Origin of the sequence: Streptomyces sp. NPDC057694 (assembly GCF_042799415.1) — a bacterium.
Classification (GTDB): domain Bacteria; phylum Actinomycetota; class Actinomycetes; order Streptomycetales; family Streptomycetaceae; genus Streptomyces.
Genome location: NZ_JBHVIX010000026.1, coordinates 84,536 through 105,494, shown reverse-complemented (window position 1 = coordinate 105,494; position 20,959 = coordinate 84,536). Strand labels below are relative to the sequence as shown.

Here is a 20,959-nt window from a genome sequence, read left to right as displayed (position 1 = left end):
GAAAAGCCGCTAAGTTTGTTGGGGAGCAGTGGGGGACGCGGGACAGAGGGGGGGGGGTCGGGGAGGGGGGGGGGGGGGGCCCCCGCCCCCCCCAAGGACCCCCCCCGGGCCCCTCACGCGTCGGGTCGGCCGTGCACGCGTCAGCCGTGTTTGAGGCCGAGCACTTCCGCCGCCGCGAAGGTCTCGTTCCGGGGGCGTTCGTTGTAGTGCGGGGTGAGCAGGGCGTCGAGTTCGTCGTACGTGAAGGCGTCCTTCTCCGTGTCGAACTTCGCCCGTACCTGCGGCCGTTCGACGATGGCGACCATGCCGCCGTGCACGACGAGGAGCTGTCCGTTGACGTGCGACGCGGCCGGTCCCGCGAGATAGCCGACGAGGGGCGCCACGTGTTCGGGGGCGAGCGGGTCGAGGCCGTCGGCGGGCTGGGCGAACCCGGCGAACACGTCCTCCGTCATCCGGGTGCGGGCCCGGGGGCAGATGACGTTCGCCGTGACGCCGTACTTGGCGAGGGCCAGGGCGGTGGACGTGGTCAGGCCGACGATCGCGCCCTTCGCCGCGGCGTAGTTGGGCTGGCCCGCGCTGCCCGCGAGGAACGCCTCGGACGAGGTGTTCACGATGCGGCCGTAGACCGGGGCGCCGGTCTCCTTGGCGCGGTCGCGCCAGTGGCGGGCCGCGAAGTGGGTGGTGTTGTAGTGGCCCTTGAGGTGGACGTGGATGACCGAGTCCCATTCGTCCTCGGTCATCGAGAAGATCATGCGGTCGCGCAGGATGCCTGCGTTGTTGACCAGGATGTCGAGCTGCCCGTACGTGTCGATCGCCAACTGGACCAGTTCTGCCGCCTGTTGGTGATTCGCCACGTCACCGGTGTGGGCGGTCGCGTTGCCGCCCGCCGCGCGGATCTCCCGGGCCACCTGCTCGGCGGGGGTGGCGTCCGCCTCCCCCGATCCGTCCCGGCCCGGCTGTCCGAAGTCGTTGACGACGACGTCGGCGCCGAGCCGGGCCAGTTCCAGAGCCTCGGCCCGGCCGAGACCGCGGCCTGCGCCTGTGACGATTGCCGTGCGGCCCTTGAGCGGGGTTGACATGGAGGGCGTTCCTTTCGCCGGTGGCTGTGTGCGGCTTTCGTCGTGGCTGGTCGCGCAGTTCCCCGCGCCCCTTACGGGGCACCTTCAAGCCCCCGCGATGGAGTCCGGGCCTGACGGGGCACCTTCAAGCCTCTGCGGCGATTGAGCAGCGGGGTCCGGGGCGGAGCCCCGGGGTGGGGCTAGATCTCGATGCAGGTCCTCAGGGCGGAGCCCGTGCGCATTTGGTCCAGGGCCTCGTTGATCTCGGCCAGCGGCACCCGGTGGGTGATCAGGGATTCGAGGTCGATGCGGCCCGCCCGCCACAGGGCGATGGCGCGCTCGTAGGACGCGAGGACGTCGCCGCCGCCGTACATGGACGGCAGGATGCGCTTCTCGTCGAAGAACAGCTCGAACATGTTGAGCTGGAGGAAGTCGTCCATGGCACCGGCGCCGACGACGACGAGGGTGCCGCCGCGCCGGGTCGTCTCGTAGGCGGTGCGGGCCGTGGCCGACTTGCCGACGACCTCGAAGACGTAGTCGAACCCTTCACCGGCGGTGATGCGCTGCTTGGCGTCGCCGAGTTCGTCCGGCGACACGGCCTCGGTCGCGCCGAACCTGAGCGCCGCCTCGCGCCGCGACGCCACGGGGTCGACGGCGACGATCTGGGCCGCGCCCTTGAGCCGGGCCCCCTGGATCGCGGAGATGCCGACGCCGCCGCAGCCGATGACCGCCACCGACGAACCGGCCGCCACATCGGCGGTGTTGATGGCGGAGCCGAGCCCGGTGGTGACCCCGCAGCCGATCAGCGCCGCGATGTCGAAGGGGACGTCGTCGGGGATCGGCACCGCGCACCCCGCGTCGACCACGACCTCCTCGGCGAAGGTGCCGGTGCCCGCGAAGCCGAAGACGTCACCGCCGGGCCGCTTGAAGTTGGGGGTGCCGGCGTTCATGAACCCGGCGAGGCAGAGCTGCGTCTGGCCGCGCTTGCAGGAAGGACAGGCACCGCAGGCGGGCAGCCAGCAGACCAGGACCCGCTGCCCGACGCTCAGCCCGCCGACCCCGTCGCCGACGTCGACGATCTCCCCGGCGCCCTCGTGGCCCGGAACGAACGGCGCGGGCTGCGGCAGGACGCCGTTCATCGCGGAGACGTCGGAGTGGCACAGGCCCGTCGCCCGTACCCGGATCTTCACCTTGCCCGGACCGAAGCCGACCGCCTCGACGTCGTCCAGTACTTCGAGTTTGTCCTGCCCTGTCTCGTGCAGTACGGCTGCTCGCATGGGTGCGGCTCCTTCACGTGAACGTACGGGACTGACGTACGGGAATCAGACGTACGGGAATCAGGTGTGGTCGACGACCGTGTCGGCCAGGACCGGGGCGTCGTCGCGCTCGACGGCCGTCACGGTCACCTGCACCCGGTTCGGCTGCTGCCACATGCGCACGCGCAGCGTCTCGCCGGGGAAGACGACGCCGGCGAAGCGGGTGCTGTAGCGGGTGACGCGGGAGACGTCGCCGTCGAGTGCGCTGTCGACGACGGCCTTGAGGGTCATGCCGTAGCTGCACAGGCCGTGCAGGATCGGCTTGTCGAAGCCGGCCAGCTTGGCGAACTCGGGGTCCGCGTGCAGCGGGTTCCAGTCGCCGGAGAGGCGGTAGAGCAGGGCCTGCTCCTCGCGGATCGGGCGGTCGACGGTGCGGTCGGGCGCGCGGTCCGGGACCTCCAGGCGCTCGGAGGGGCCGCGCTCGCCGCCGAACCCGCCCTCGCCGCGGACGAAGATCTGGGAGTCGGCGGTCCACAACGGCCCGTCGGCGTCGGCGACTTCGGTGCGCAGGACGAGGACGGCCGCCTTGGTCTTGTCGTAGACCGCGGCGACCCGGGACGTGGTCGTGGCCGCGCCCTTCACGGGGATCGGGCGGTGCATCTCGATGGTCTGGCCGCCGTGCAGGACGTGCGCGAGGTTCACGTCGATGCCCGGCGCGCTCAGCCCGCCGACGACCGCCATGCCCGCGCCCGCGACGGTCGCGAAGCTCGGCAGGACGTGCAGCGTCGACTCCAGGGTGTAGCGCAGCTCGTCGGGGTCGGTGGCGGGGACACCGGCGCCGAGGCCCAGGTGGTAGAGCTGGATGTCCTTGTGGTCCCAGGTGATCCCGGCGGACCGGGGCTCGGCGGCCACGGCCTTCGCTGCGTCGATGGGCATCAGACAGGCGCTCCTCAGGCTGACTGGTCGAACTGGTCAAGACCTCGGTGCGGCCGTCCGCACCGTCGGCCGCACCGAGGTCGTCACGGGCCGGGCGGAACGCGTCCGGTAGAACGTGTTCTCATCCACCCGGCGACCTCATGTATAGCCAAGAGGTGGTGGGTTGGGAAGGGCCCCGCCACACCTTTCTGACTGTGCGTCAGATGATCGCGTATGACATTTGTACCGGCGGACTGCGGACAGTCGTGCCTGCCGCGCACCGGCCCCCGCTCCGTACCGTCACTGTCATGACGACAAAGACACCGGCGGTGTCCTTCACGGGGGCCGTCAAGACATTCGGGGACGTCCGCGCGGTCGACGGCCTCTCCCTGCGGATCGGCGCGGGCGAGACGGTCGCGCTGCTCGGCCGCAACGGCGCGGGCAAGTCCACAGCCATCTCCCTGCTGCTCGGTCTGGACGAGCCGGACGAGGGGCGCGTGGAGCTGTTCGGTACGTCGCCGCAGGCCGCGGTGCGTGCCGGGCGGGTCGGGGCGATGCTCCAGGAGGGCCGGGCCGTGCCCCGGGTCACCGTCGCCGAGCTGGTCGGCTTCGTGGCCCGCCGCTACCCGGCGCCGATGGACGTGGCGGAGGCGCTGCGTCTCGCGGGGATCGAGGAGCTGGCGGACCGCCGGGTCGACAAGCTGTCGGGCGGCCAGACGCAGCGCGTGCGGTTCGCGGTGGCGCTGGCCGGGAACCCCGCGCTGATCGTCCTGGACGAGCCGACGGCCGCGCTGGACGTGGAGGCCCGGCACGCGTTCTGGGCGTCGATGCGGGCGTACGCGCGGCGCGGCCACACGGTGCTCTTCTCCACGCACTATCTGGAGGAGGCCGACGCGCACGCGGACCGGATCGTCGTCATCGACCACGGCCGCCTCGTCGCCGACGGCAGCGGGGACGAACTGCGCCGGGCCGGCGGCGGCAGCCTGGTCGCCTTCGACCTCGCCGGACGCGGCACGGAAGGGCTCGCGCTGCTGCCGGGGGTGATCTCGATGGAGATCCGCGGCGACCGCGCGCACCTGCGCACGGAGGACTCCGACGCCACCGTCATGGCACTGGCCGCGCTGGACGCCGTACGGAACCTGGAGGTCGCGCCGGCCTCCCTGGACGACGCCTTCCTGGCGCTGACCGGCACCGGCACCGGTATCGGTACCGACCGCACCGACGAGCAGCTGGAGCGTGTGTGATGTGGGACTACCTGCGGCTCGAAGTGCGGCGCACGCTGCGCGACGGACGGTATGTGATCGGCACGGTCGCGATGCCCGTGATGATGTATCTGCTGTTCACCAACCTCGGCACGGACGACGGCAGTTGGAAGACCGCGTCGATGGTCGGGATGGCCGCGTACGGAGCGCTGGGCGCGGCGATGAACACGGCGGGCGGGGTCGCCGAGGACCGGGCGATCGGCTGGCTGCGGCAGCTGCGGATCACCCCGATGGCGCCGCACCAGGGTGTCATCGGGCGGGCCCTGACCGGCGCGGTGACCGTGCTGCCGGCGATCACGGCGGTACTGGTCGCGGGCGCGGCGGTGAACGGCGTACGGCTCGACCTGTGGAAGTGGCCCGTCATCGTGGTGCTGCTGTGGCTGGGCTCGCTGCCCTTCACGCTGCTCGGCCTGGGCAACGGCTACCGGCTGACCTCGCAGGCCCTGGGCGGGCTGAACATGCTCTGCTACCTGGGGCTCGCGGTGCTCGGCGGACTGTGGTTCCCGGTGGCCCTGTTCCCGGACTGGCTGCGGCACGTCTCGTCGTTCACGCCGACGAACCGGTTCGCGCAGCTCGGCACGGCCGTCGCCGACGGGCACGCGCCGTCGCTCGCCGCCCTCGCCATTCTGGTCGGCTGGCTGCTGGCCTTCGGTTCGTACGCTGTGGTCTCGTACCGCAGGGCCGCGCGCACCATCTGAGCGTCGAACGGGGAGACGGATCATGGCGCTGAAGCATTCCTGGCAGGCGTGGAGGCACGCGCACCGCGAGTGGAAGGACTGGCACGAGGAGGTGAAGGCGGCCCGGCGGGTCAAGGGCGAGCACGGCCGCCCGGCCGAGGAGATGGGTCCGCCGCCCACCGGGTTCGCGCTGCTGCCGTGGATGCTGATGGGGCTCGGCGCCTTCTCCAGCCTGGTCAACGGCAGGACGCCCAACCCGTGGATCGGCTGGATCGGCCTGCCGCTCTTCAACAGCCTCTACGTCTATGTGGTGTTCAGGGCGTTCCACGAGAAGGCCCGGGAGTCGCGGTCGACCCGGGTGGCGCTCGGGGCGATGCTGCTGCTCGCGTGCGGTCTGGCCGGCGGGTACGGGGACGGGTGGCTGGCGCTCTTCCCGCTGCTCGGGCTGGCCGTCGGGGCGACCGTGCGGGGCAGGCACCTGGCCAAGGTGGGGATCGGGCTCAGCGTGCTGAGCGCGCTCACCGCCGCGCTGACCGAGGGCTGGGACGCGATCGGCACCTTCTACGGCACGTTCCTGTCCACGATGGTGACGGCGGCGATCCTCTCCCTGTCCGACACGGTGCGCCAACTGCGCGACGCGAGGGAGGAGTTGGCGCGGCAGGCCGTGGAGAAGGAACGGCTGCGCTTCTCCCGCGACCTGCACGATCTGCTCGGGCACACCCTGTCGGTGATCGTGGTGAAGTCGGAGGCTGCGCGGCGGCTCGCGCCGCGCAGCATGGACGCGGCCCTGGAGCAGATCACCGACATCGAGGCGGTCGGCCGGCAGGCGCTCACCGAGATCCGCGAGGCGGTCACCGGGTACCGCGAGGGCAGCCTCGCCACCGAGCTGGACAACGCGCGCTCGGCGCTCACCGCCGCCGGGATCGAGCCCGTCGTACGGCAGTCGGGGCGGCCGCTGTCCGCACAGACGGAGGCGCTGCTGGGCTGGGTGGTGCGCGAGGCGGTCACCAACGCCGTGCGCTACAGCGCGGCCACCACCTGCACGATCACGGTCGAGGGGACGGCGGAGCGGGTGCGGCTGCGGATCGTCGACGACGGTTCGGGGCCGTCCGGCACGGCCGGTCCCGGGGTCGGCGGCACCGGTCTGAAGGGGCTCACCGAACGGCTCACGACGGCGGGCGGCTCGCTGACGGCGGGGCCGGGTGCGCGCGGCGGTTTCACGGTGACGGCCGAACTCCCGGTCGGTGAGGGTGAGTCGGCGCGGGACGCCGAACTGACGGAAGCGACCACGTAGGGTCTCCCCGTGACGACAGAGATGCCGCAGGACCACCGGCCCGCGAAGAGTGTGCGCGTGCTGCTCGCGGAGGACCAGGGGATGATGCGGGGCGCGCTGGCGCTGCTGCTCGGCCTGGAGGAGGACATGGAGGTCGTCGCGCAGATCTCGGCCGGCGACACCATCGTCGACACGGCGCTGACGTGCCGGCCCGACGTCGCCCTTCTCGACATCGAGCTGCCGGGGCGCAGCGGGCTCGACGCCGCCGCCGACCTTCGGGACCAGGTGCCGGACTGCCGGGTGCTGATCCTGACCACCTTCGGGCGGCCCGGGTATCTGCGGCGGGCCATGGAGGCCGGTGCCGCGGGGTTCCTCGTCAAGGACGGGCCCGTCGAGGATCTCGCCGAGTCCATCCGCAAGGTGCTGCGCGGGGAGACCGTGGTCGATCCGGCGCTGGCCGCGGCGGCGCTCTCCGCGGGGCCGAGTCCTTTGACTGCGCGGGAGGCCGATGCGCTTCGGGCATCCGCCGACGGCGCGACGGTCTCCGACATCGCCGGGAAACTTCACCTCTCGGAGTCGACGGTCCGCAACTACCTCTCGTCGGCGATCGGCAAAACGGGCACCCGAAACCGCATGGAGGCCATGCGCTCCGCGCGTCAGCAGGGTTGGCTGTAGCCCTCGGCACCCTTGGGTAGTTCTTCGTCTGCGGGCCGGTGGCCGCTTCTCGCGCAGTTCCCCGCGCCCCTGAGGCAGGCGCTACGCGCCGCCTCCCCCAGAGGCTGCGCTCCGCGCGCCTCCACACGGGGCAGAGGGCGCGCTTCCGCTCAGTCAGGACAAGGGGCGCATCTCCACCTGAGGCAGGGGCCGCGCATCCTCCTTGGGCAGGTGGCGCGCCTTGATGGAGACAGCGCACGAAGTGCGCATCTCCAGGGGCGCGGGGAACTGCGCGAGAAGCGTCCACCGGCCCGCAGCCGAAAACAGGGGCGCGGGGAACTGCGCGACCGCCCGTCACCCCAGCTCAGCCGGGCAGACGGCCGCGCGGCATCCACACCATCAGCACCACCACCGCCACCACCAAAATCCCGGCCCCCACCTGAAACGCGGCCGCATACCCGTCGGTCAGCGACACAGGATCCAGGCCCCCCGCGGAGCGGCTCGCCGCCGTGGTCGACAGGATCGCGAGCCCCAGCGAACCCCCAAGCGTCCGGGACGTGTTGACCAGGCCGGAGACGAGACCGGCCTCCCCCGCGGCGGCCCCCGACGTGGCCAGAGAAGCAAGCGGCGTCATCGCGAAACCGGCCCCGGCCATCATCACGATCCCGGGCAGCATGATGCTCACCACGAACGACCCGTGCGCACTCATCGTCGACTGCCACCCGAACCCACCGGCGGTGACGAGCACCCCGGTCACCGCGACGTTGCGCGCCCCGAACCGCCGCATGAGCCGGGGCGCGGTCTTCGAGCCGGCGACCACCGCGAGGGAGCTGGGCACCAGGGCGAGCCCGGCCTCGATGGGGGTGTAACCGAGCACGTTCTGCGCGTACAGGGTCATGAAGAACCACATGGCGAACGAGCCCATGCCGCACACGAACATCGCCGCGTTGGCCGCCGCCACGGACCGCACCCGGAACAGCCCGAGCGGCATCAGCGGCAACCGCGTACGCGCCTCGACGACGAGGAACGCGGCGATCAGCGCGAGCGCCACCGCCAGCGGCACGAGGGTGTCCGCGGAGCCCCAGCCGGCGGCCTCCGTCTGCACGACGGCGTAGGCGAGGGTCGCCGTGCCCGCGGTGACGAGCAGCGCCCCGGGCAGGTCGAGGCGGCGCTCGCCGCCCGCGCGGGACTCCTTGATCCAGCGGGCGGCGGCCGCGAGGACGACGGCGCCGAGCGGGACGTTGATGAGGAGGACCCAGCGCCAGTTGAGGCCCTCGGTGAGGACGCCGCCGACGAGCCCGCCGGCCGCCCCGCCTCCGGCGCCGACCGCGGTCCAGGTGGCGATGGCGCGGGCGCGGGCGGCGCCCTCGGGCACGGCCGAGGTGAGGATGGTCAGGGTGGACGGGGCGAGCACGGCGGCGCCGAGACCCTGCACGGCCCGCGCGACCAGCAACTGCCAGTCCTGCTGGGCGAGTCCGCCCACGAGCGAGGCGAGGGTGAACAGGCCGAGCCCGACGAGGAACATCCGCTTGCGCCCGAAGAGGTCACCGGCCCGTCCGCCGAGCAGCATGAAGCCGGCGAACGCGATCGAGTACGCGTTGACCACCCATTGCAGGCCCGACGCGCTCAGGCCGAGATCGGTGCGCATGGACGGCAGCGCGACGTTCACGACGGAGACGTCAAGGACGACGAGGAACTGACCGGCACAGGCCACGGCCACCACCAGCCACGCGGGCGGCGCGGGCCTGCGGGAGCCTATGTCGCTGTCGGAGGCGTCGGAGGCGCCGGGCGCCAGAGGGGAAGTCTGCGGCATGGTCGTCATGGTCTCAGGGCGCCGGTGCCCCGTACATCAGGATTTCGGTGCACCGGCCATGGGCCGCAGGTCATAGGACCAGCGGCCTAGGGCCTGTCGACCGCGTCCGAACGAGTGGTCCGGCGCAAGCCGTTGTTAGAACTCTGGTCAACTCGGCTACCTGTTGGTAACTTTCGGCGCTGTTACCGACAGGTACACCTCTCTGTCACCCGTGCACCACGAGGCGAAGGCCGAGGACACCATGCACCGCTCCGCACTTGGCACGCTCGCCGGCGCAGTCGTCACCGTGCTGGCCGTCACCGCGTTTCCCCCGGCCGCGACGGCGGCCTCGTCCTCGACGGCCCCGGCCGCCGCGGACGACGCGTTCTACACCTACGACGGCAGCGCTCCGCTGGCGTCGTACGCACCGGGCACCGTGCTGAAGACACGGACCCTCCAGTACCACGTCCTCGGCATCCCCACGCCGGTCAAGGCCATCCAGCTGCTGTACCGCACCGAGGACGCGCAGGGCCGGCCGTCCGCCGGGGTGACCTCCGTCGTGCGCAGTCCGAACGGGGACGGCGGCAAGGCGGTCTCGTACCAGTCCTTCTACGACTCCCTGAACCCCGAGGACGCGCCCTCCCGCGCCATCGCGGGCGACGTCTCCCTCGGCGGCCTGATCGCGAACGGGGAGTCGCTGCTCCTCGCGCCGCTGCTGCTGGCGGGCTACAACGTCGTCGTCCCGGACAGCGAGGGGCAGAAGGCCGACTTCGCCGCCGGTCCCGAGTACGGGACGAACACCCTGGACTCGATCCGGGCCGCGAGCCGGGCCCCGGAGACGGGACTGAACTCCGACACCCGGATCGGCCTGGCCGGCTACTCGGGCGGCGCCATCGCGACCCACTGGGCGGCCGCGCTCGCCCCGAGCTACGCGCCGGACGTCAACGAGCGGCTGGTGGGCTACGCCGAGGGCGGGCTGCTCGTCGCCCCGGCGCACAACCTGAAGTACATCGGCGGCAGTTCGCTGTGGGCCGGGGTGGCGCCCATGGCCGTGCTCGGGGCCGCCCGCGCCTACGACATCGACTTCGAGCCCTACCTCAACAGCTACGGACAGACGGTCTTCAAGAAGCTGGAGAAGGCCTCGATCGTCAACGCGCTGGGCCAGTACCCGGGCCTGACGTGGAAGAAGCTGGTGAAGCCGCAGTACGCCGACCCGAACTCGGTGCCGCCCTTCGTCGACGCCGTGAACAGGCTCAACCTCGGCTCCGCCCCGACCCCGACGGCCCCCGGGTACATCGCGCAGGGCGGCGGGGGCGTCTTCGAGGGGACCCTCAGCAACCTCCCGGGCATCGGGCGGGGCGACGGCGTCATGGTCGCCGGGGACGTGCGCGGGCTGGTGCGGCAGTACTGCGACAAGGGCGACACCGCGATCAAGTACCAGCAGTACGACGCGCTCAGCCACGTGGGGACCGCCGTGCCGTGGGCGCCCGTCGCCCTGGGCTGGCTGAACGACCGGTTCGCGGGGAAGACGGCCCCGTCGGACTGCGGCCGGGTCCCGGCGGGCAACTCCCTCGCGCCCGAGGTGCCGACGGGCTCCTGACCCGTTCCCGCGGCGGGGCCGTCGCACCGGCCCCGCCGTCCAGGCCCTATCCCCGCCGCACCATCGTCACCACGGCGGCGCCGCCGAGTCCGATGTTGTGCGCGAGCCCGACCCGCGCCCCCGCCACCTGACGGCCGTCCGCGTCTCCGCGCAACTGCCAGGTGAGTTCGGCGACTTGGGCGATTCCGGTGGCGCCGAGCGGGTGGCCCTTGGAGATGAGGCCGCCGGAGGGGTTCACCACCCAGCGGCCGCCGTACGTCGTGGCGCCGGACTCGACGAGCTTGCCGGACTCTCCGGGCGCGCACATGCCGAGCGCCTCGTACGTCAGCAGTTCGTTGATCGAGAAGCAGTCGTGCAGCTCGACGACGTCGACGTCGTCGATGCCGAGCCCCGACTTCTCGTAGACCTGCCGCGCCGCCTCGCGCGACATGGGCTGTCCGACGACGTCGATGCACGAGCCCGACGCGAACGACTCCTCGGTGTCCGTCGTCATCGCCTGAGCGACGATCTCGACCGCCCTGTCACCCAAGTCGTGCTCCTCGACGAAGCGTTCGGAGACGACGACGGCGGCCGCCGCGCCGTCCGAGGTGGGCGAGCACTGGAGTTTGGTGAGCGGTGTGTGGATGGTCTTGGCGGCGAGGATCTCGTCGACCGTGTACGCGTCCTGGAACTGCGCGTAGGGGTTGGCGACCGAGTGGCGGTGGTTCTTCGCGCCGACCGCGGCGAGCTGTGCGGCGGTCGTGCCGTACTTCTCCATGTGTTCGCGCGCGGCGTCGCCGAAGATCTGCGCGGTGGGCGGGCTCATCTCGAAGCCGTGCCGGGCGGCCATGATGCCGTAGTGCCGGGCGACAGGTGAGGTCTTGAAGTCCCCGCCGTCCGCTCCCCCGCCCAGCGCGCCGCGCTGCATCTTCTCGAAGCCGAGCGCGAGCACGCAGTCGCCGATCCCGCCCTCGACGAACTGGCGGGCCATCATCAGCGCGGTCGAGCCCGTCGCGCAGTTGTTGTTGACGTTGTAGACGGGGACGCCGGTCAACCCCAGTTCGTAGGCGGCGCGTTGACCTGCGGTCGAGGCCTGGAAGCAGTATCCGACGGGGACCTGCTGCACGTCCTCGTAGGAGATCCCGGCGTCCGAGAGGGCGGCCGCGCCCGCCTCCCGCACCATGTCCCAGTACTGCCAGTCACGACTCTCGGGCTTCTCGAACTTGGTCATGCCGACGCCGACTATGTACGACTTCATGGCTGCACGGCCCTCCTGCCACTACCTGACTACCGACCTGACGGACCGTCAGATAGTGGCAGGGCGGAGCGATTAACGGAAGGCCGCGTGGCCCGTCAGTGCCTGGCCGAGCGCGAGGATGTGCATCTCCGTGGTGCCTTCGTAGGTCAGCACGGACTCCAGGTTGTTGGCGTGGCGGATCACCGGGTATTCGAGGGAGATGCCGTTGGCGCCGAGGATCGTGCGGGCGGTGCGGCAGATCTCGATGGCCTCGCGTACGTTGTTCAGCTTGCCGAAGCTGATCTGTGCGGGGTGGACGCCGGCGGGCGAGTCCTTGAGGGCCGAGAGGTGGAGTGCGGTCAGCGTGGCCTTGTGGAGTTCGAGGGCCATGTCGACCAGCTTCTGCTGGGTGAGCTGGAAGCCCGCGATCGGCCGACCGAACTGCTCGCGCTGCAAGGCGTAGTCGCGGGCCGACCGCCAGGCCGAGCGGGCGGCGCCGGTGACGCCCCAGACGATGCCGTAGCGGGCCTCGTTGAGGCAGGTGAGCGGGGCCCCGACACCGCGGGCCTCCGGGAGCTGCGCGGAGGCGGGCAGCCGCACGCCGTCCATGACCAGCTCGCTCGTCACCGAGGCGCGCAGCGACATCTTGTGCTTGATGAGGGGCGCGGAGAAGCCGGGGCTGTCGGTGGGCACGACGAAGCCGCGCACCCCGTCCTCGGTCTGCGCCCACACGACGGCGACGGCGGCCACGGAGCCGTTGGTGATCCACATCTTGCGGCCGTCGAGCACCCAGTCGTCGCCGTCCCGCCGGGCCCGGGTGGTCATGGACGCCGGGTCGGAGCCGTGGTCGGGCTCGGTGAGGCCGAAGCAGCCGATGGCCTCGCCCGCGGCCATCCTCGGCAGCCACTCCTGCTTCTGCTCCTCGGAGCCGAAGCGGTGGATGGCGAACATGGCGAGCGAGCCCTGCACGGAGACGAAGGAGCGCAGGCCGGAGTCGGTGGCCTCCAGCTCGCGGCAGGCGAGGCCGTACGCGCGGGCCGACATCCCGGCGCAGCCGTAGCCCTCCAGGTGCATGCCGAGCAGGCCCATCTCACCGAAGGCGCGCGCGAGTTCGGGCAGGTTCGGCAGCTCCCCGCTCTCGAACCAGTCGGCGATGTGCGGCTCGACCTTGTCGTCGAGGTACTGGCGGACCGTGTCGCGCACCGCGCGCTCCTCGTCGGTGAGGAGGGCTTCGAGGTTCAGCGGGTCCACGGGGTCGAGTGCGGGGAACGGCATCAGGATCGGGCTCCTTGCTGGGGGCGGGGGTCGTCGTGCTGGCCGAGGGTGGGCGGTGCGGTGCGCACGGCGGGCCGTACGCCGTTGAAGCTGACGGGGAAGGCCACTTGGCGGAGTGTGCCCGCCGCCGGGTGCTCGACCTCCTGGACCATGCCGAGGGCGGCGGTCTGCGGGCAGGCGTACACCTCGTCGAGGTGGCGGATGGGGGCGGCGGGCACCCCGGCCGCCTTCAGCGTGTCGCACCACTGTCCGACCGTGCGCCGGGCGACGACGTCCGTCAACCGGGCGTTGAGGTCGTCCCGGTGGGCGACGCGGGCGGCGTTCGTCGTGAACCGTTCGTCGTCGGCGAGGCCGTCGAGTCCGAGGGCGGCGCACAGCGTGCGGAACAGGGCGTCGTTGCCGACCGCGATCACGAAGTGGCCGTCGGAGGCCTCGTACGCCTGGTACGGGACGAGGCTCGGGTGGCCGGAGCCGAGGCGGGTGGGGCGCTCGCCGGTGGCGAAGTGGGCGGTGGCCCAGTTGGCGTGCAGGGCGAGCTGGGTCTCGTACAGGGACGTCGTGACGTACTGGCCGCGGCCGGTGCGGGCGCGCTCGACGAGGGCGGAGGTGACGCCGACGAGGCCGAAGAGCGCGGCGCCGAGGTCGCCCATCGCGAAGCCCGCCTTGACGGGCGGTCCGCCGGTCTCGCCGGTCAGGGACATCAGCCCGGCGGCGGCCTGGGCGACCATGTCGTAGCCGGGTTCGTCGCGCAGGGGTCCGGTCTCGCCGAAGGCGGAGATGTGGAGCACGACGAGTCGCGGGTAGCGCTCGGTGAGTGCGCGGTAGTCGAAGACGCGGGCGAGGGTGGAGCCGGGCCGGAAGTTCTCGACCATGACGTCGGCGTCGGCGAGCATCCGATGCACGGCCGCCTGCCCGTCGTCAGACTTCAGGTCGATCGTCATCGAGCGCTTGTTGCGGTTGGCGGCCAGATAGTACGTGGCGTCCTCGCCCTGGAACGGCGGGCCCCAGCGGCGGGTCGGGTCGCCGCCGTCGGGGTGCTCGACCTTGGTCACGTCGGCGCCGAGATCGGCGAGGGACATGGTGGCGTACGGGCCCGCGAGGATCTTCGACAGGTCGACGACCTTGATCCCGGCGAGCGGCACGGCCTGGGGCGGCGCGGGCGGCTCGGACATGCCGATCACTCTGCCCCGCGCATTAAGTGCTGTCCAAGACCAATTACGGCTGCCAGTGTGCTGCTACTCCACATAATCGGGGGGTGTGGGCAGGACCCGTTCCGCCACGGCCAGGACGGCGGCGAGGGCCGCGCTGTCGTTGCCGGTGCGCCAGGCGAGCGCGATGGGCAGCACCGGCACGTCCTCCCCCACCAGCGGCCGGAAGACGACGTGCTCCAGGTGGATGGAGCGCGCGGAGCCCACGACGACGGCCACGCCGACGCCCGCGCCGACCAGCGCGAGCAGGTTGTACGAGTCCGGGGCCTCCTGCGCGATGCGCGGGGCGAACCCGGCGTCGTGGCAGCCCTGCACCATCGCCTCGCGCACCGCCGAGCCGCGGGCTACGGGGAAGGTCACGAACCGTTCGCCGCGCAGTTCGGCGAAGGTGACTCCGTCCTGGGCGGCGAGCCGGTGGCCCTCGGGGAGCGCGCAGACGAGGGGTTCGGCGCGGACGACCCGTGCGGTGATCCCTCGGCGGACCGGGAGGGCGGCGACGCCGAGGTCGATGGTGCCGTCGATGAGCCGGGCCAAGGCCTCCCCGGTGAAGATCTGGCTCTCCAGGACCAGCTCGACGCCGGGCAGTTCGGAGTTCACGGCCCGCGTGAGGGCGGGCAGCGCGGAGTAGGCGCTGGCGCCGCCGAAGCCGACCGTGACGCGGCCGGTTTCGCCGAGGTGGGCGGAGCGGACTGTGCGGCGCAGGGTTGCCGCGTCGGTGAGCAGGGCTCGGGCCGGGTCGAGGAGGGCGCGGCCCGCCGGGGTGAGCCGAACCGTTCTCGTCGTCCGCTCGAAGAGCTTTACCCCGAGGTCGCGTTCGAGGAGCCTGATCTGCTGGCTGAGCGGCGACTGGGCGATGTGCAGTCGCTCTGCGGCCCGGCCGAAGTGCAGCTCTTCGGCGACGGCAACGAACCCGTTGAGGTGTTTCAGCTCCACCTCGGTGACGATACGGGGCGCGTGGGGTGCCGCCGACTGCGCAGTTCCCCGCGCCCCTTATCGGGTTGTCGGTCGGCCGACGGCCGGTGGCCGCTTCTCGCGCAGTTCCCCGCGCCCCTGAGGCAGGCGCTTCGCGCCGCCTCCTCGATGGAGATGGCGCACGAAGTGCGCATCTCCAGGGGCGCGGGGAACTGCGCGACCAACCCCCACCGGCCGGCACCCGAGAGCGCGCCCCCTAATCCCGGGGCAAGCCCAAAAGGCGTTCCGCGACCACGTTGAGCTGGACCTGGGTGGTGCCGCCCGCGATGGTGAGGCAGCGGGACAGGAGGAAGCCGTGCAGGGCGCGTTCGCCCGGGCCCTCGCGGAGCGCCCCGGCGGGGCCGAGGAGTTCGAGGGCCAGTTCGGCGACCCGCTGCTGATGCGGGGTCTGGACGAGTTTGCGGATGGAAGCGCCGGGCCCGGGCCCCTCCCCCGCGACCTGCCGCATCGTGGTCCGCAACCCGATGCAGGCCAGAGCGTGCGCCTCCGCCGCAAGGGCACCGATCCGTGCCCGGTGGGCGCCGTCGAGGTCACCGGCGCGGGCGAGCAGCGCCTCCAGACCCGTGTCGAAGGTCAGCTGATCGGCCATGTGGACACGTTCGTTGCCCAGGGTGTGGCGGGCGACCCGCCACCCGTCGTCGACCTCGCCGACGACGGCGTCGGCGGGCAGCAGCACGTCGTCGAAGTAGACCTCGTTGAAGAGCGAGTCGCCGGTGATCTCGCGCAGCGGCCGGACGTCGATGCCGTCGGTGTGCTTCATGTCGACGACGAAGTACGTCAGTCCCTTGTGCTTGGGTGCGTCGGGGTCGGTGCGGGCCAGCAGGATGCCGTGGTCGGCCCATTGCGCGGCGCTCGTCCACACCTTCTGCCCGTTGATCCGCCAGCGGCCGTCGGGGAGCCGTTCGGCGCGGGTGCGCAGCGAGGCGAGGTCGGATCCGGCGCCGGGTTCGGAGAACAGCTGGCACCACAGCAGCTCGCCGCGCAGGGTCGCGGGGAGGTAGTGGTCGCGCTGCGCGTCGGTGCCGTAGGTGATCAGGGACGGAACGACCCAGGTGGCGATGCCGAGGTCGGCGACCCGCACTCCGGCCGCCGCCAACTCCTCCTGCACGGCGAGCTGTTGGACCGGCCCGGCGCCGAGCCCGTACGGCGCGGGCAGGTGCGGCGCCGCATACCCGGTGGGGGCGAGGGCGCGGCGCGCGGCGCCCGGATCGAGACCGCGGGCGGCCCCGACCACGCTCCTGGCGTCCGACTTGTACGCGTCGGCCTCCGCGGGCAGATCGAGGCGCAGCTCGCGGCGGACGCCGGTCTCGGCGAGGCGGACGGCGCGCAGCCGGTGGGAGTCGCCCGCGCCGAGCAGCTGCCGGGCGACGACGGCCCGCCGCAGGTAGAGGTGGGCGTCGTGCTCCCAGGTGAAGCCGGTGCCGCCGAGGATCTGGATGCAGTCCTTGGCGCAGCTGTGGGCGGCGTCGAGGGCGGCCCCGGCCGCCAGCGCGGCGGCGAGGTCGCGCACCTCTCCGGGGACCGGGTCGTCGAGGGCGCGGGCGGCGTCCCACACCAGGGCGCCCGCCTGCTCGACGCGGACGAGCATGTCGGCGCAGAGGTGCTTGACGCCCTGGAACTGTCCGATGGGCCGCCCGAACTGTTCGCGCACCCGGGCGTGCTCGGCGGCCGTGCGCAGGGCCCAGGCCGCGGTGCCGCAGGCGTCGGCGGCGAGCAGTACGGCGGCGAGGTCGCGCACCAGCGAGCCGGGCGCGGCGAGGATGCGGGCGGTCGGGACGGTGGCGCCGGAGGCGGTGACCTCGGCGGTGGGCCGGGTCGGGTCGGCGCTGTCGTGGGCCCGGACGGTGAGTCCGGGGGTGTCGGCGTCGACGGCCAGCCAGACCACGCCGTCCGCGCTGTCGGCGGCGAGCACGAGGAGGTCGGCGTCGGCGCCGGTGAGCACGGGCGGCGCGGTCCCGTCGAGGACGAGCCCGTCGGGCCCGGCGACGACGCTGAGGCCGCCGGCCGCGAAGGCGACGGCCCCGATCAGCTCCCCGGCGGCGAGCCGCCCGGCGAGCTCCGGGGCGCCCGAGCGCTCCAGCACCTCGGCCGCGAGGACGGTGGCGAGGAACGGTCCCGGCAGCGCGGCCCGGCCCGCCTCCTCGACGACCACCGCGAGATCGAGCAGGGTCCCGCCCCCGCCGCCGTACTCCTCGGGCAGCCGGATTCCGAGCAGGCCCTGTGCGGCGAGGCTGTCCCAGTACGGCGGGCGGTGGCCCGGCGCGGCCGGGGCGTCGAGCAGTTTGCGCACTTCGTCGGGTGGTGCGGCGCGGGCGATCCAGCCGCGTACGGAGGCGGCGAGTTCTCGCTGGTCCTGAGTGATGGCAATGACGGCACTGTCGGCGGTCCCCATGCGGCGCACGGTAGAACACGTTCCAGTAGAGCGGAAGACCACATCTGACGCCGCATCAGAAATCTCCGCGCTCACGCAGTCCCCCGCGCCCCTAGGCAGTTCCCCGCCTGCGCGCCGGTGGCCGCTTCTCGCGCAGTTCCCCGCGCCCCTGGAGATGCGCACTTCGTGCGCGATCTCCATCAGAGGCGCGCCACCCACCCAAGGCGGAGGCGCGCGTAGCGCAGCCTCAAAGGGGAGGCGGCGCGCAGCGCCTGCCTCAGGGGCGCGGGGAACTGCGCGACCAGCCACGACGAGACCCGCACCCCACCCACAACCACAACCACCCCTCCCCTATGCCACATGTAATGAAAAGGTCAAGGTTCCCGTTCGTACGACGAACATCGGAATAGTCGCCCCAGCGAACAGGTTCGACCTACACGCACCCCGCTCGCGCTCCGCCCGCACAGGCGATCCGAACCTGCCCTCCGGAGGCCCTCCGCAATGTCCCAACCGACGACCACTCCCCGCCGGACCGGCGGCGTCGTCCCCGTCCTCGCCTTCGCCGGCATCGTCGTCGCGGTCATGCAGACGCTGCTCGTGCCGGTGATCAAGGACCTGCCCGAGCTGCTGCACACCGCGCCCTCGAACGCCACCTGGGTGATGACCTCGACCCTGCTCGCCGGCGCCGTCTCGACGCCGATCATGGGCCGCCTCGGCGACCTGAACGGCAAGCGCCGGATGCTGCTCACCAGCCTCGCGATCATGGTGGTCGGCTCGCTGGTCTGCGGGTTCACCGACCAGCTCGTGATCATGATCGTCGGCCGTGCTCTCCAGGGCTTCGCCATGGGCGCGATCCCGCTCGGCATCGGCCTGATGCGCGACATGCTGCCGCGCGAGAAGCTCGGCTCGGCGATGGCCCTGATGTCCTCCTCCATCGGCGTCGGCGGCGGCCTCGCCCTGCCGCTCGCCGCGCTCATCGCCCAGCACGCCGACTGGCACGCGCTGTTCTTCGGCGCCGCGGGCCTCGGCGTGGTCTCGATCGCCCTGACCCTGGTCTTCGTCCCGGAGAGCCCGCTGCGCGCGCAGGGCACCTTCGACATAGCCGGCGCCCTCGGGCTCTCGCTCGGTCTGGTCCTGTTCCTGCTGCCCATCACCAAGGGCAGCGACTGGGGCTGGAGCAGCGGCACGACGCTCGGCCTGTTCGCCGCGGCGCTCGTCGTCCTGCTCGGCTGGGGCGTGATGGAGCTGCGCCTGAAGGCCCCGCTCGTCGACCTGCGCACCACCGCACGGCGTGAGGTCCTGCTCACCAACCTGGCCTCGATCATGGTGGGCGTCGCGTTCTACGCGATCTCGCTCGTCCTGCCTCAGCTGCTCCAGCTGCCGAGCGCCACCGGCTACGGCCTCGGCCAGTCGATGGTCGTCGCGGGCCTGTGCGTGGCACCGCTCGGCCTGACGATGATGTTCACGGCCCCCGTCTACGCCCGCCTGTCGGCGCGGTTCGGCCCGAAGGTCACACTCATCCTCGGCATGCTGATCATCGCGATCGGCTACGGCTCGGGCCTCGGCCTGATGAGCGCGGCCTGGCAGACCATCGTGATCGCGGTGGTGGTCGGCGCGGGCATCGGTCTCGCCTACTCCTCCCTGCCCGCCCTCATCATCGGCGCGGTCGACGCGTCCGAGACGGGCGCGGCCAACGGTCTGAACACCCTGATGCGCTCGATCGGCACCTCCGTGTCGTCGGCGGTCATCGGCATGGTGCTGGCCAACACCGCGAACCACGTCGGCGGGGTCGCCGTCCCCACGATGCACGGCTTCCGTATCTCGTTCCTGATCGCCACGGCCGCGGTCGCGGTGGGCGTGGTCCTGGCCCTGTTCCTGCCGAAGCGCAAGGTGGCCGTCGTCCAGCTGCGGGCCAGCAGCGAGGAGGACGCCAATCTGGCGCGCGCCGAGAAGGCGCTGGCCCACTTCCGCGGCCAGGTCGTGGACCCGGCGGGCATGCCCGTGGCCCGTGCCAAGGTCACCCTGATCGACCGTCGCGGCCGGCAGGCGGGCGCGGCCCTCACCGACCACGACGGCCGCTACGCGCTGAACGTCCCGGCGGGCGGCTCCTACGTCCTCGCGGCGAGGGCCGCCGGGCACGCGCCGCGGGCGTCGGCGGCGACGCACCACGGCGAGGACCGCGCGGTGGACGTGGACATCGCCCTGGAGGCGGTCGCGGTCCCGCAGGCGTAACGGGCCCTGCGGGCAGACCAGTCGGAGCATTCACGAGAACGCGCCGGGCTCATGCCCGGCGCGTTCTTCTGCTGTCCGAACCGGCGTGGAGGCGCGATCATGCGGGAGGGACGCGGCGACCGCACCGCCGCACGACGAAGGGGGTCCCCACCGTGCAGCGTTACGACTGGCTCCGGCAGATCCGCAGGCTCGACCCCGACCGCGACCACCAGAAGATCTACGCGATCAGCACCACCCACGAGTTCCCCTGGGACTTCATGCAGGCGCTCGGCTTCGCGCTCTACCGCACATACGCCGTGCCGAGCATCGGCAGACTCCTCGCCGGGACGGGCGAGTTCACCGAACGCGCGCAGAAGCGCTACGACGATACGGTGCTCATCCTCGACGCGGTGGGCGAGCACGGCATGGACTCGGAGGGAGGCCGCACCGCGATCCGCCGCATGAACCGGATGCACGGCAGCTACGCCATCCCCAACGACGACTTCCGCTACGTCCTTTCGACCTTCGTCGTCGTCCCCAAGCGGTGGCTGGACGACTTCGGCTGGCGCCCGCTGTCGGACCACGAGATCCGGGCGTCCGCGAACTACTACCGGGCGCTGGGCCGGCGCATGAACATCCAGGACATCCCGGCGACGTACGCGGAGTTCGAGGAGTTCATGGACGACTACGAGCGCCGCAACTTCGCCTACGACAAGGGCGGTCGGGCGGTCTCGGAGGCCACGCTCGACCTGATGGCGTCCTGGTACCCGGGCCCGCTCGGCGCGGCCATGCGCAGGGCGACCGTGTGTCTGATGGACCCGCCGATGCGGGCGGCCTTCGACTACCCGGCGCCGCCCGCCGCCCTGGAGCGCGCGGTACGCGGCGGGATGCGGCTGCGCGGCCGCCTGGTCCGCCTGCTGCCGCCGCGCCGTGCGCCGCGCTTCGCCCGCCAGAGCCCCAACGTCCGGGGCTATCCGAACGGCTTCCGGGTGGCCGACCTCGGCACGTTCCCCGGATCCGGGGGCGGCTGTCCCCGCTGAACCGGGACCGGAGCCTGCCCGGCGGATTATTCAGCAGCCGCGGGGAGATGTCAGAAGTATTGCAAAGTACGGCCAGTAGTCATATGCCGTCGGTAATGTGGCGTCACCTTCCTTCGAGTGGACGGGTGGTGGGGGTCCGCACCAGTGGGTTCCAGACAGATGGTCACCTTGCCGAAGCA

At 72.1% G+C, this 20,959-nt stretch carries 16 protein-coding genes; 7 read left to right on the top strand and 9 right to left on the bottom strand.

Annotated features, from left to right (window positions below):
- Positions 1 to 140: 140 nt before the first annotated feature.
- The 3 genes from ACFVDP_RS36555 to ACFVDP_RS36545 all read right to left on the bottom strand — a co-directional run bounded on the left by ACFVDP_RS36555 (position 141) and on the right by ACFVDP_RS36545 (position 3,250).
- Positions 141 to 1,079 carry a 3-oxoacyl-ACP reductase gene (locus ACFVDP_RS36555; RefSeq protein ID WP_383499483.1) on the bottom strand — a complete coding sequence of 313 codons (939 nt, stop codon included), beginning with the start codon at positions 1,077 to 1,079 and terminating at the stop codon, positions 141 to 143.
- Between the two features lie 179 nt (positions 1,080 to 1,258).
- Positions 1,259 to 2,335: a Zn-dependent alcohol dehydrogenase gene (locus tag ACFVDP_RS36550; RefSeq protein ID WP_383499480.1), complete on the bottom strand. Its 1,077-nt coding sequence runs from the start codon at positions 2,333 to 2,335 to the stop codon at positions 1,259 to 1,261.
- A 60-nt stretch (positions 2,336 to 2,395) separates the two neighbouring features.
- Positions 2,396 to 3,250: a MaoC/PaaZ C-terminal domain-containing protein gene (locus tag ACFVDP_RS36545; protein WP_383499477.1), complete on the bottom strand. Its 855-nt coding sequence runs from the start codon at positions 3,248 to 3,250 to the stop codon at positions 2,396 to 2,398.
- Between the two features lie 287 nt (positions 3,251 to 3,537).
- Between ACFVDP_RS36545 and ACFVDP_RS36540 the strand changes: the two genes are divergently transcribed.
- Genes ACFVDP_RS36540 through ACFVDP_RS36525 form a run of 4 tightly spaced genes read left to right on the top strand, consistent with a single transcriptional unit; the run spans position 3,538 to position 7,116 of the window.
- Positions 3,538 to 4,473, top strand: coding sequence for an ABC transporter ATP-binding protein (locus ACFVDP_RS36540; RefSeq protein ID WP_383499474.1), 936 nt, complete (start codon positions 3,538 to 3,540; stop codon positions 4,471 to 4,473).
- Positions 4,473 to 5,189 carry an ABC transporter permease gene (locus ACFVDP_RS36535; RefSeq protein WP_383499539.1) on the top strand — a complete coding sequence of 239 codons (717 nt, stop codon included), beginning with the start codon at positions 4,473 to 4,475 and terminating at the stop codon, positions 5,187 to 5,189. The genes ACFVDP_RS36540 and ACFVDP_RS36535 overlap by 1 nt, the downstream gene beginning before the upstream one ends.
- A gap of 22 nt (positions 5,190 to 5,211) precedes the next feature.
- On the top strand, positions 5,212 to 6,462 hold the full coding sequence (locus ACFVDP_RS36530) for a sensor histidine kinase (RefSeq protein ID WP_383499471.1): 1,251 nt from the start codon (positions 5,212 to 5,214) through the stop codon (positions 6,460 to 6,462).
- A gap of 21 nt (positions 6,463 to 6,483) precedes the next feature.
- The gene (locus tag ACFVDP_RS36525; protein WP_383499536.1) at positions 6,484 to 7,116 is read left to right on the top strand and encodes a response regulator; all 633 of its coding nucleotides are present in this window, start codon (positions 6,484 to 6,486) and stop codon (positions 7,114 to 7,116) included.
- A gap of 343 nt (positions 7,117 to 7,459) precedes the next feature.
- Here ACFVDP_RS36525 and ACFVDP_RS36520 read toward each other — a convergent pair whose 3' ends face one another.
- A complete protein-coding gene (locus ACFVDP_RS36520; protein WP_383499468.1) occupies positions 7,460 to 8,917 on the bottom strand; it encodes an MFS transporter in 1,458 nt (485 codons plus the stop codon).
- Positions 8,918 to 9,149: 232 nt separating this feature from the next.
- Here ACFVDP_RS36520 and ACFVDP_RS36515 point away from each other — a divergent pair, with 232 nt between their 5' ends.
- Positions 9,150 to 10,487 (top strand): lipase family protein, encoded by a 1,338-nt coding sequence (locus ACFVDP_RS36515; RefSeq protein ID WP_383499533.1) that lies wholly within the window; start codon positions 9,150 to 9,152, stop codon positions 10,485 to 10,487.
- A 46-nt stretch (positions 10,488 to 10,533) separates the two neighbouring features.
- Here the strand turns inward: ACFVDP_RS36515 and ACFVDP_RS36510 are convergent, their stop codons facing one another.
- From ACFVDP_RS36510 to ACFVDP_RS36490, 5 genes are all read right to left on the bottom strand, one after another.
- On the bottom strand, positions 10,534 to 11,724 hold the full coding sequence (locus ACFVDP_RS36510) for a lipid-transfer protein (RefSeq protein WP_383499465.1): 1,191 nt from the start codon (positions 11,722 to 11,724) through the stop codon (positions 10,534 to 10,536).
- A 72-nt stretch (positions 11,725 to 11,796) separates the two neighbouring features.
- Complete coding sequence (locus ACFVDP_RS36505) at positions 11,797 to 12,978, bottom strand: acyl-CoA dehydrogenase family protein (protein ID WP_383499462.1); 1,182 nt, start codon at positions 12,976 to 12,978, stop codon at positions 11,797 to 11,799.
- Entirely contained in the window at positions 12,978 to 14,150 is a 1,173-nt protein-coding gene (locus ACFVDP_RS36500) for a CaiB/BaiF CoA transferase family protein (RefSeq protein ID WP_383499459.1), read from the bottom strand. Before ACFVDP_RS36500 ends, ACFVDP_RS36505 begins: the two co-directional genes overlap by 1 nt.
- Positions 14,151 to 14,213: 63 nt before the next feature.
- Entirely contained in the window at positions 14,214 to 15,119 is a 906-nt protein-coding gene (locus ACFVDP_RS36495; RefSeq protein ID WP_383499456.1) for a LysR substrate-binding domain-containing protein, read from the bottom strand.
- 235 nt (positions 15,120 to 15,354) lie between these two features.
- Complete coding sequence (locus ACFVDP_RS36490) at positions 15,355 to 17,550, bottom strand: acyl-CoA dehydrogenase (RefSeq protein ID WP_383499453.1); 2,196 nt, start codon at positions 17,548 to 17,550, stop codon at positions 15,355 to 15,357.
- Between the two features lie 480 nt (positions 17,551 to 18,030).
- Here ACFVDP_RS36490 and ACFVDP_RS36485 point away from each other — a divergent pair, with 480 nt between their 5' ends.
- Both ACFVDP_RS36485 and ACFVDP_RS36480 read left to right on the top strand, forming a co-directional pair.
- Positions 18,031 to 19,761 (top strand): MFS transporter, encoded by a 1,731-nt coding sequence (locus ACFVDP_RS36485; protein WP_383499450.1) that lies wholly within the window; start codon positions 18,031 to 18,033, stop codon positions 19,759 to 19,761.
- A gap of 152 nt (positions 19,762 to 19,913) precedes the next feature.
- Positions 19,914 to 20,780, top strand: a complete 867-nt coding sequence (locus ACFVDP_RS36480) for an oxygenase MpaB family protein (RefSeq protein ID WP_383499446.1) — start codon at positions 19,914 to 19,916, stop codon at positions 20,778 to 20,780.
- The last annotated feature ends 179 nt before the right edge of the window (positions 20,781 to 20,959 follow it).

What these genes read in the sequence shown, in the direction of transcription:
- ACFVDP_RS36555 (WP_383499483.1), bottom strand. Translation starts at nt 1,079, where the DNA reads ATGTCAACCCCGCTCAAGGGCCGCACGGCAATCGTCACAGGCGCAGGC.
- ACFVDP_RS36550 (WP_383499480.1), bottom strand. Translation starts at nt 2,335, where the DNA reads ATGCGAGCAGCCGTACTGCACGAGACAGGGCAGGACAAACTCGAAGTA.
- ACFVDP_RS36545 (WP_383499477.1), bottom strand. Translation starts at nt 3,250, where the DNA reads ATGCCCATCGACGCAGCGAAGGCCGTGGCCGCCGAGCCCCGGTCCGCC.
- ACFVDP_RS36540 (WP_383499474.1), top strand. Translation starts at nt 3,538, where the DNA reads ATGACGACAAAGACACCGGCGGTGTCCTTCACGGGGGCCGTCAAGACA.
- ACFVDP_RS36535 (WP_383499539.1), top strand. Translation starts at nt 4,473, where the DNA reads ATGTGGGACTACCTGCGGCTCGAAGTGCGGCGCACGCTGCGCGACGGA.
- ACFVDP_RS36530 (WP_383499471.1), top strand. Translation starts at nt 5,212, where the DNA reads ATGGCGCTGAAGCATTCCTGGCAGGCGTGGAGGCACGCGCACCGCGAG.
- ACFVDP_RS36525 (WP_383499536.1), top strand. Translation starts at nt 6,484, where the DNA reads ATGCCGCAGGACCACCGGCCCGCGAAGAGTGTGCGCGTGCTGCTCGCG.
- ACFVDP_RS36520 (WP_383499468.1), bottom strand. Translation starts at nt 8,917, where the DNA reads ATGACGACCATGCCGCAGACTTCCCCTCTGGCGCCCGGCGCCTCCGAC.
- ACFVDP_RS36515 (WP_383499533.1), top strand. Translation starts at nt 9,150, where the DNA reads ATGCACCGCTCCGCACTTGGCACGCTCGCCGGCGCAGTCGTCACCGTG.
- ACFVDP_RS36510 (WP_383499465.1), bottom strand. Translation starts at nt 11,724, where the DNA reads ATGAAGTCGTACATAGTCGGCGTCGGCATGACCAAGTTCGAGAAGCCC.
- ACFVDP_RS36505 (WP_383499462.1), bottom strand. Translation starts at nt 12,978, where the DNA reads ATGCCGTTCCCCGCACTCGACCCCGTGGACCCGCTGAACCTCGAAGCC.
- ACFVDP_RS36500 (WP_383499459.1), bottom strand. Translation starts at nt 14,150, where the DNA reads ATGTCCGAGCCGCCCGCGCCGCCCCAGGCCGTGCCGCTCGCCGGGATC.
- ACFVDP_RS36490 (WP_383499453.1), bottom strand. Translation starts at nt 17,550, where the DNA reads ATGGGGACCGCCGACAGTGCCGTCATTGCCATCACTCAGGACCAGCGA.
- ACFVDP_RS36485 (WP_383499450.1), top strand. Translation starts at nt 18,031, where the DNA reads ATGTCCCAACCGACGACCACTCCCCGCCGGACCGGCGGCGTCGTCCCC.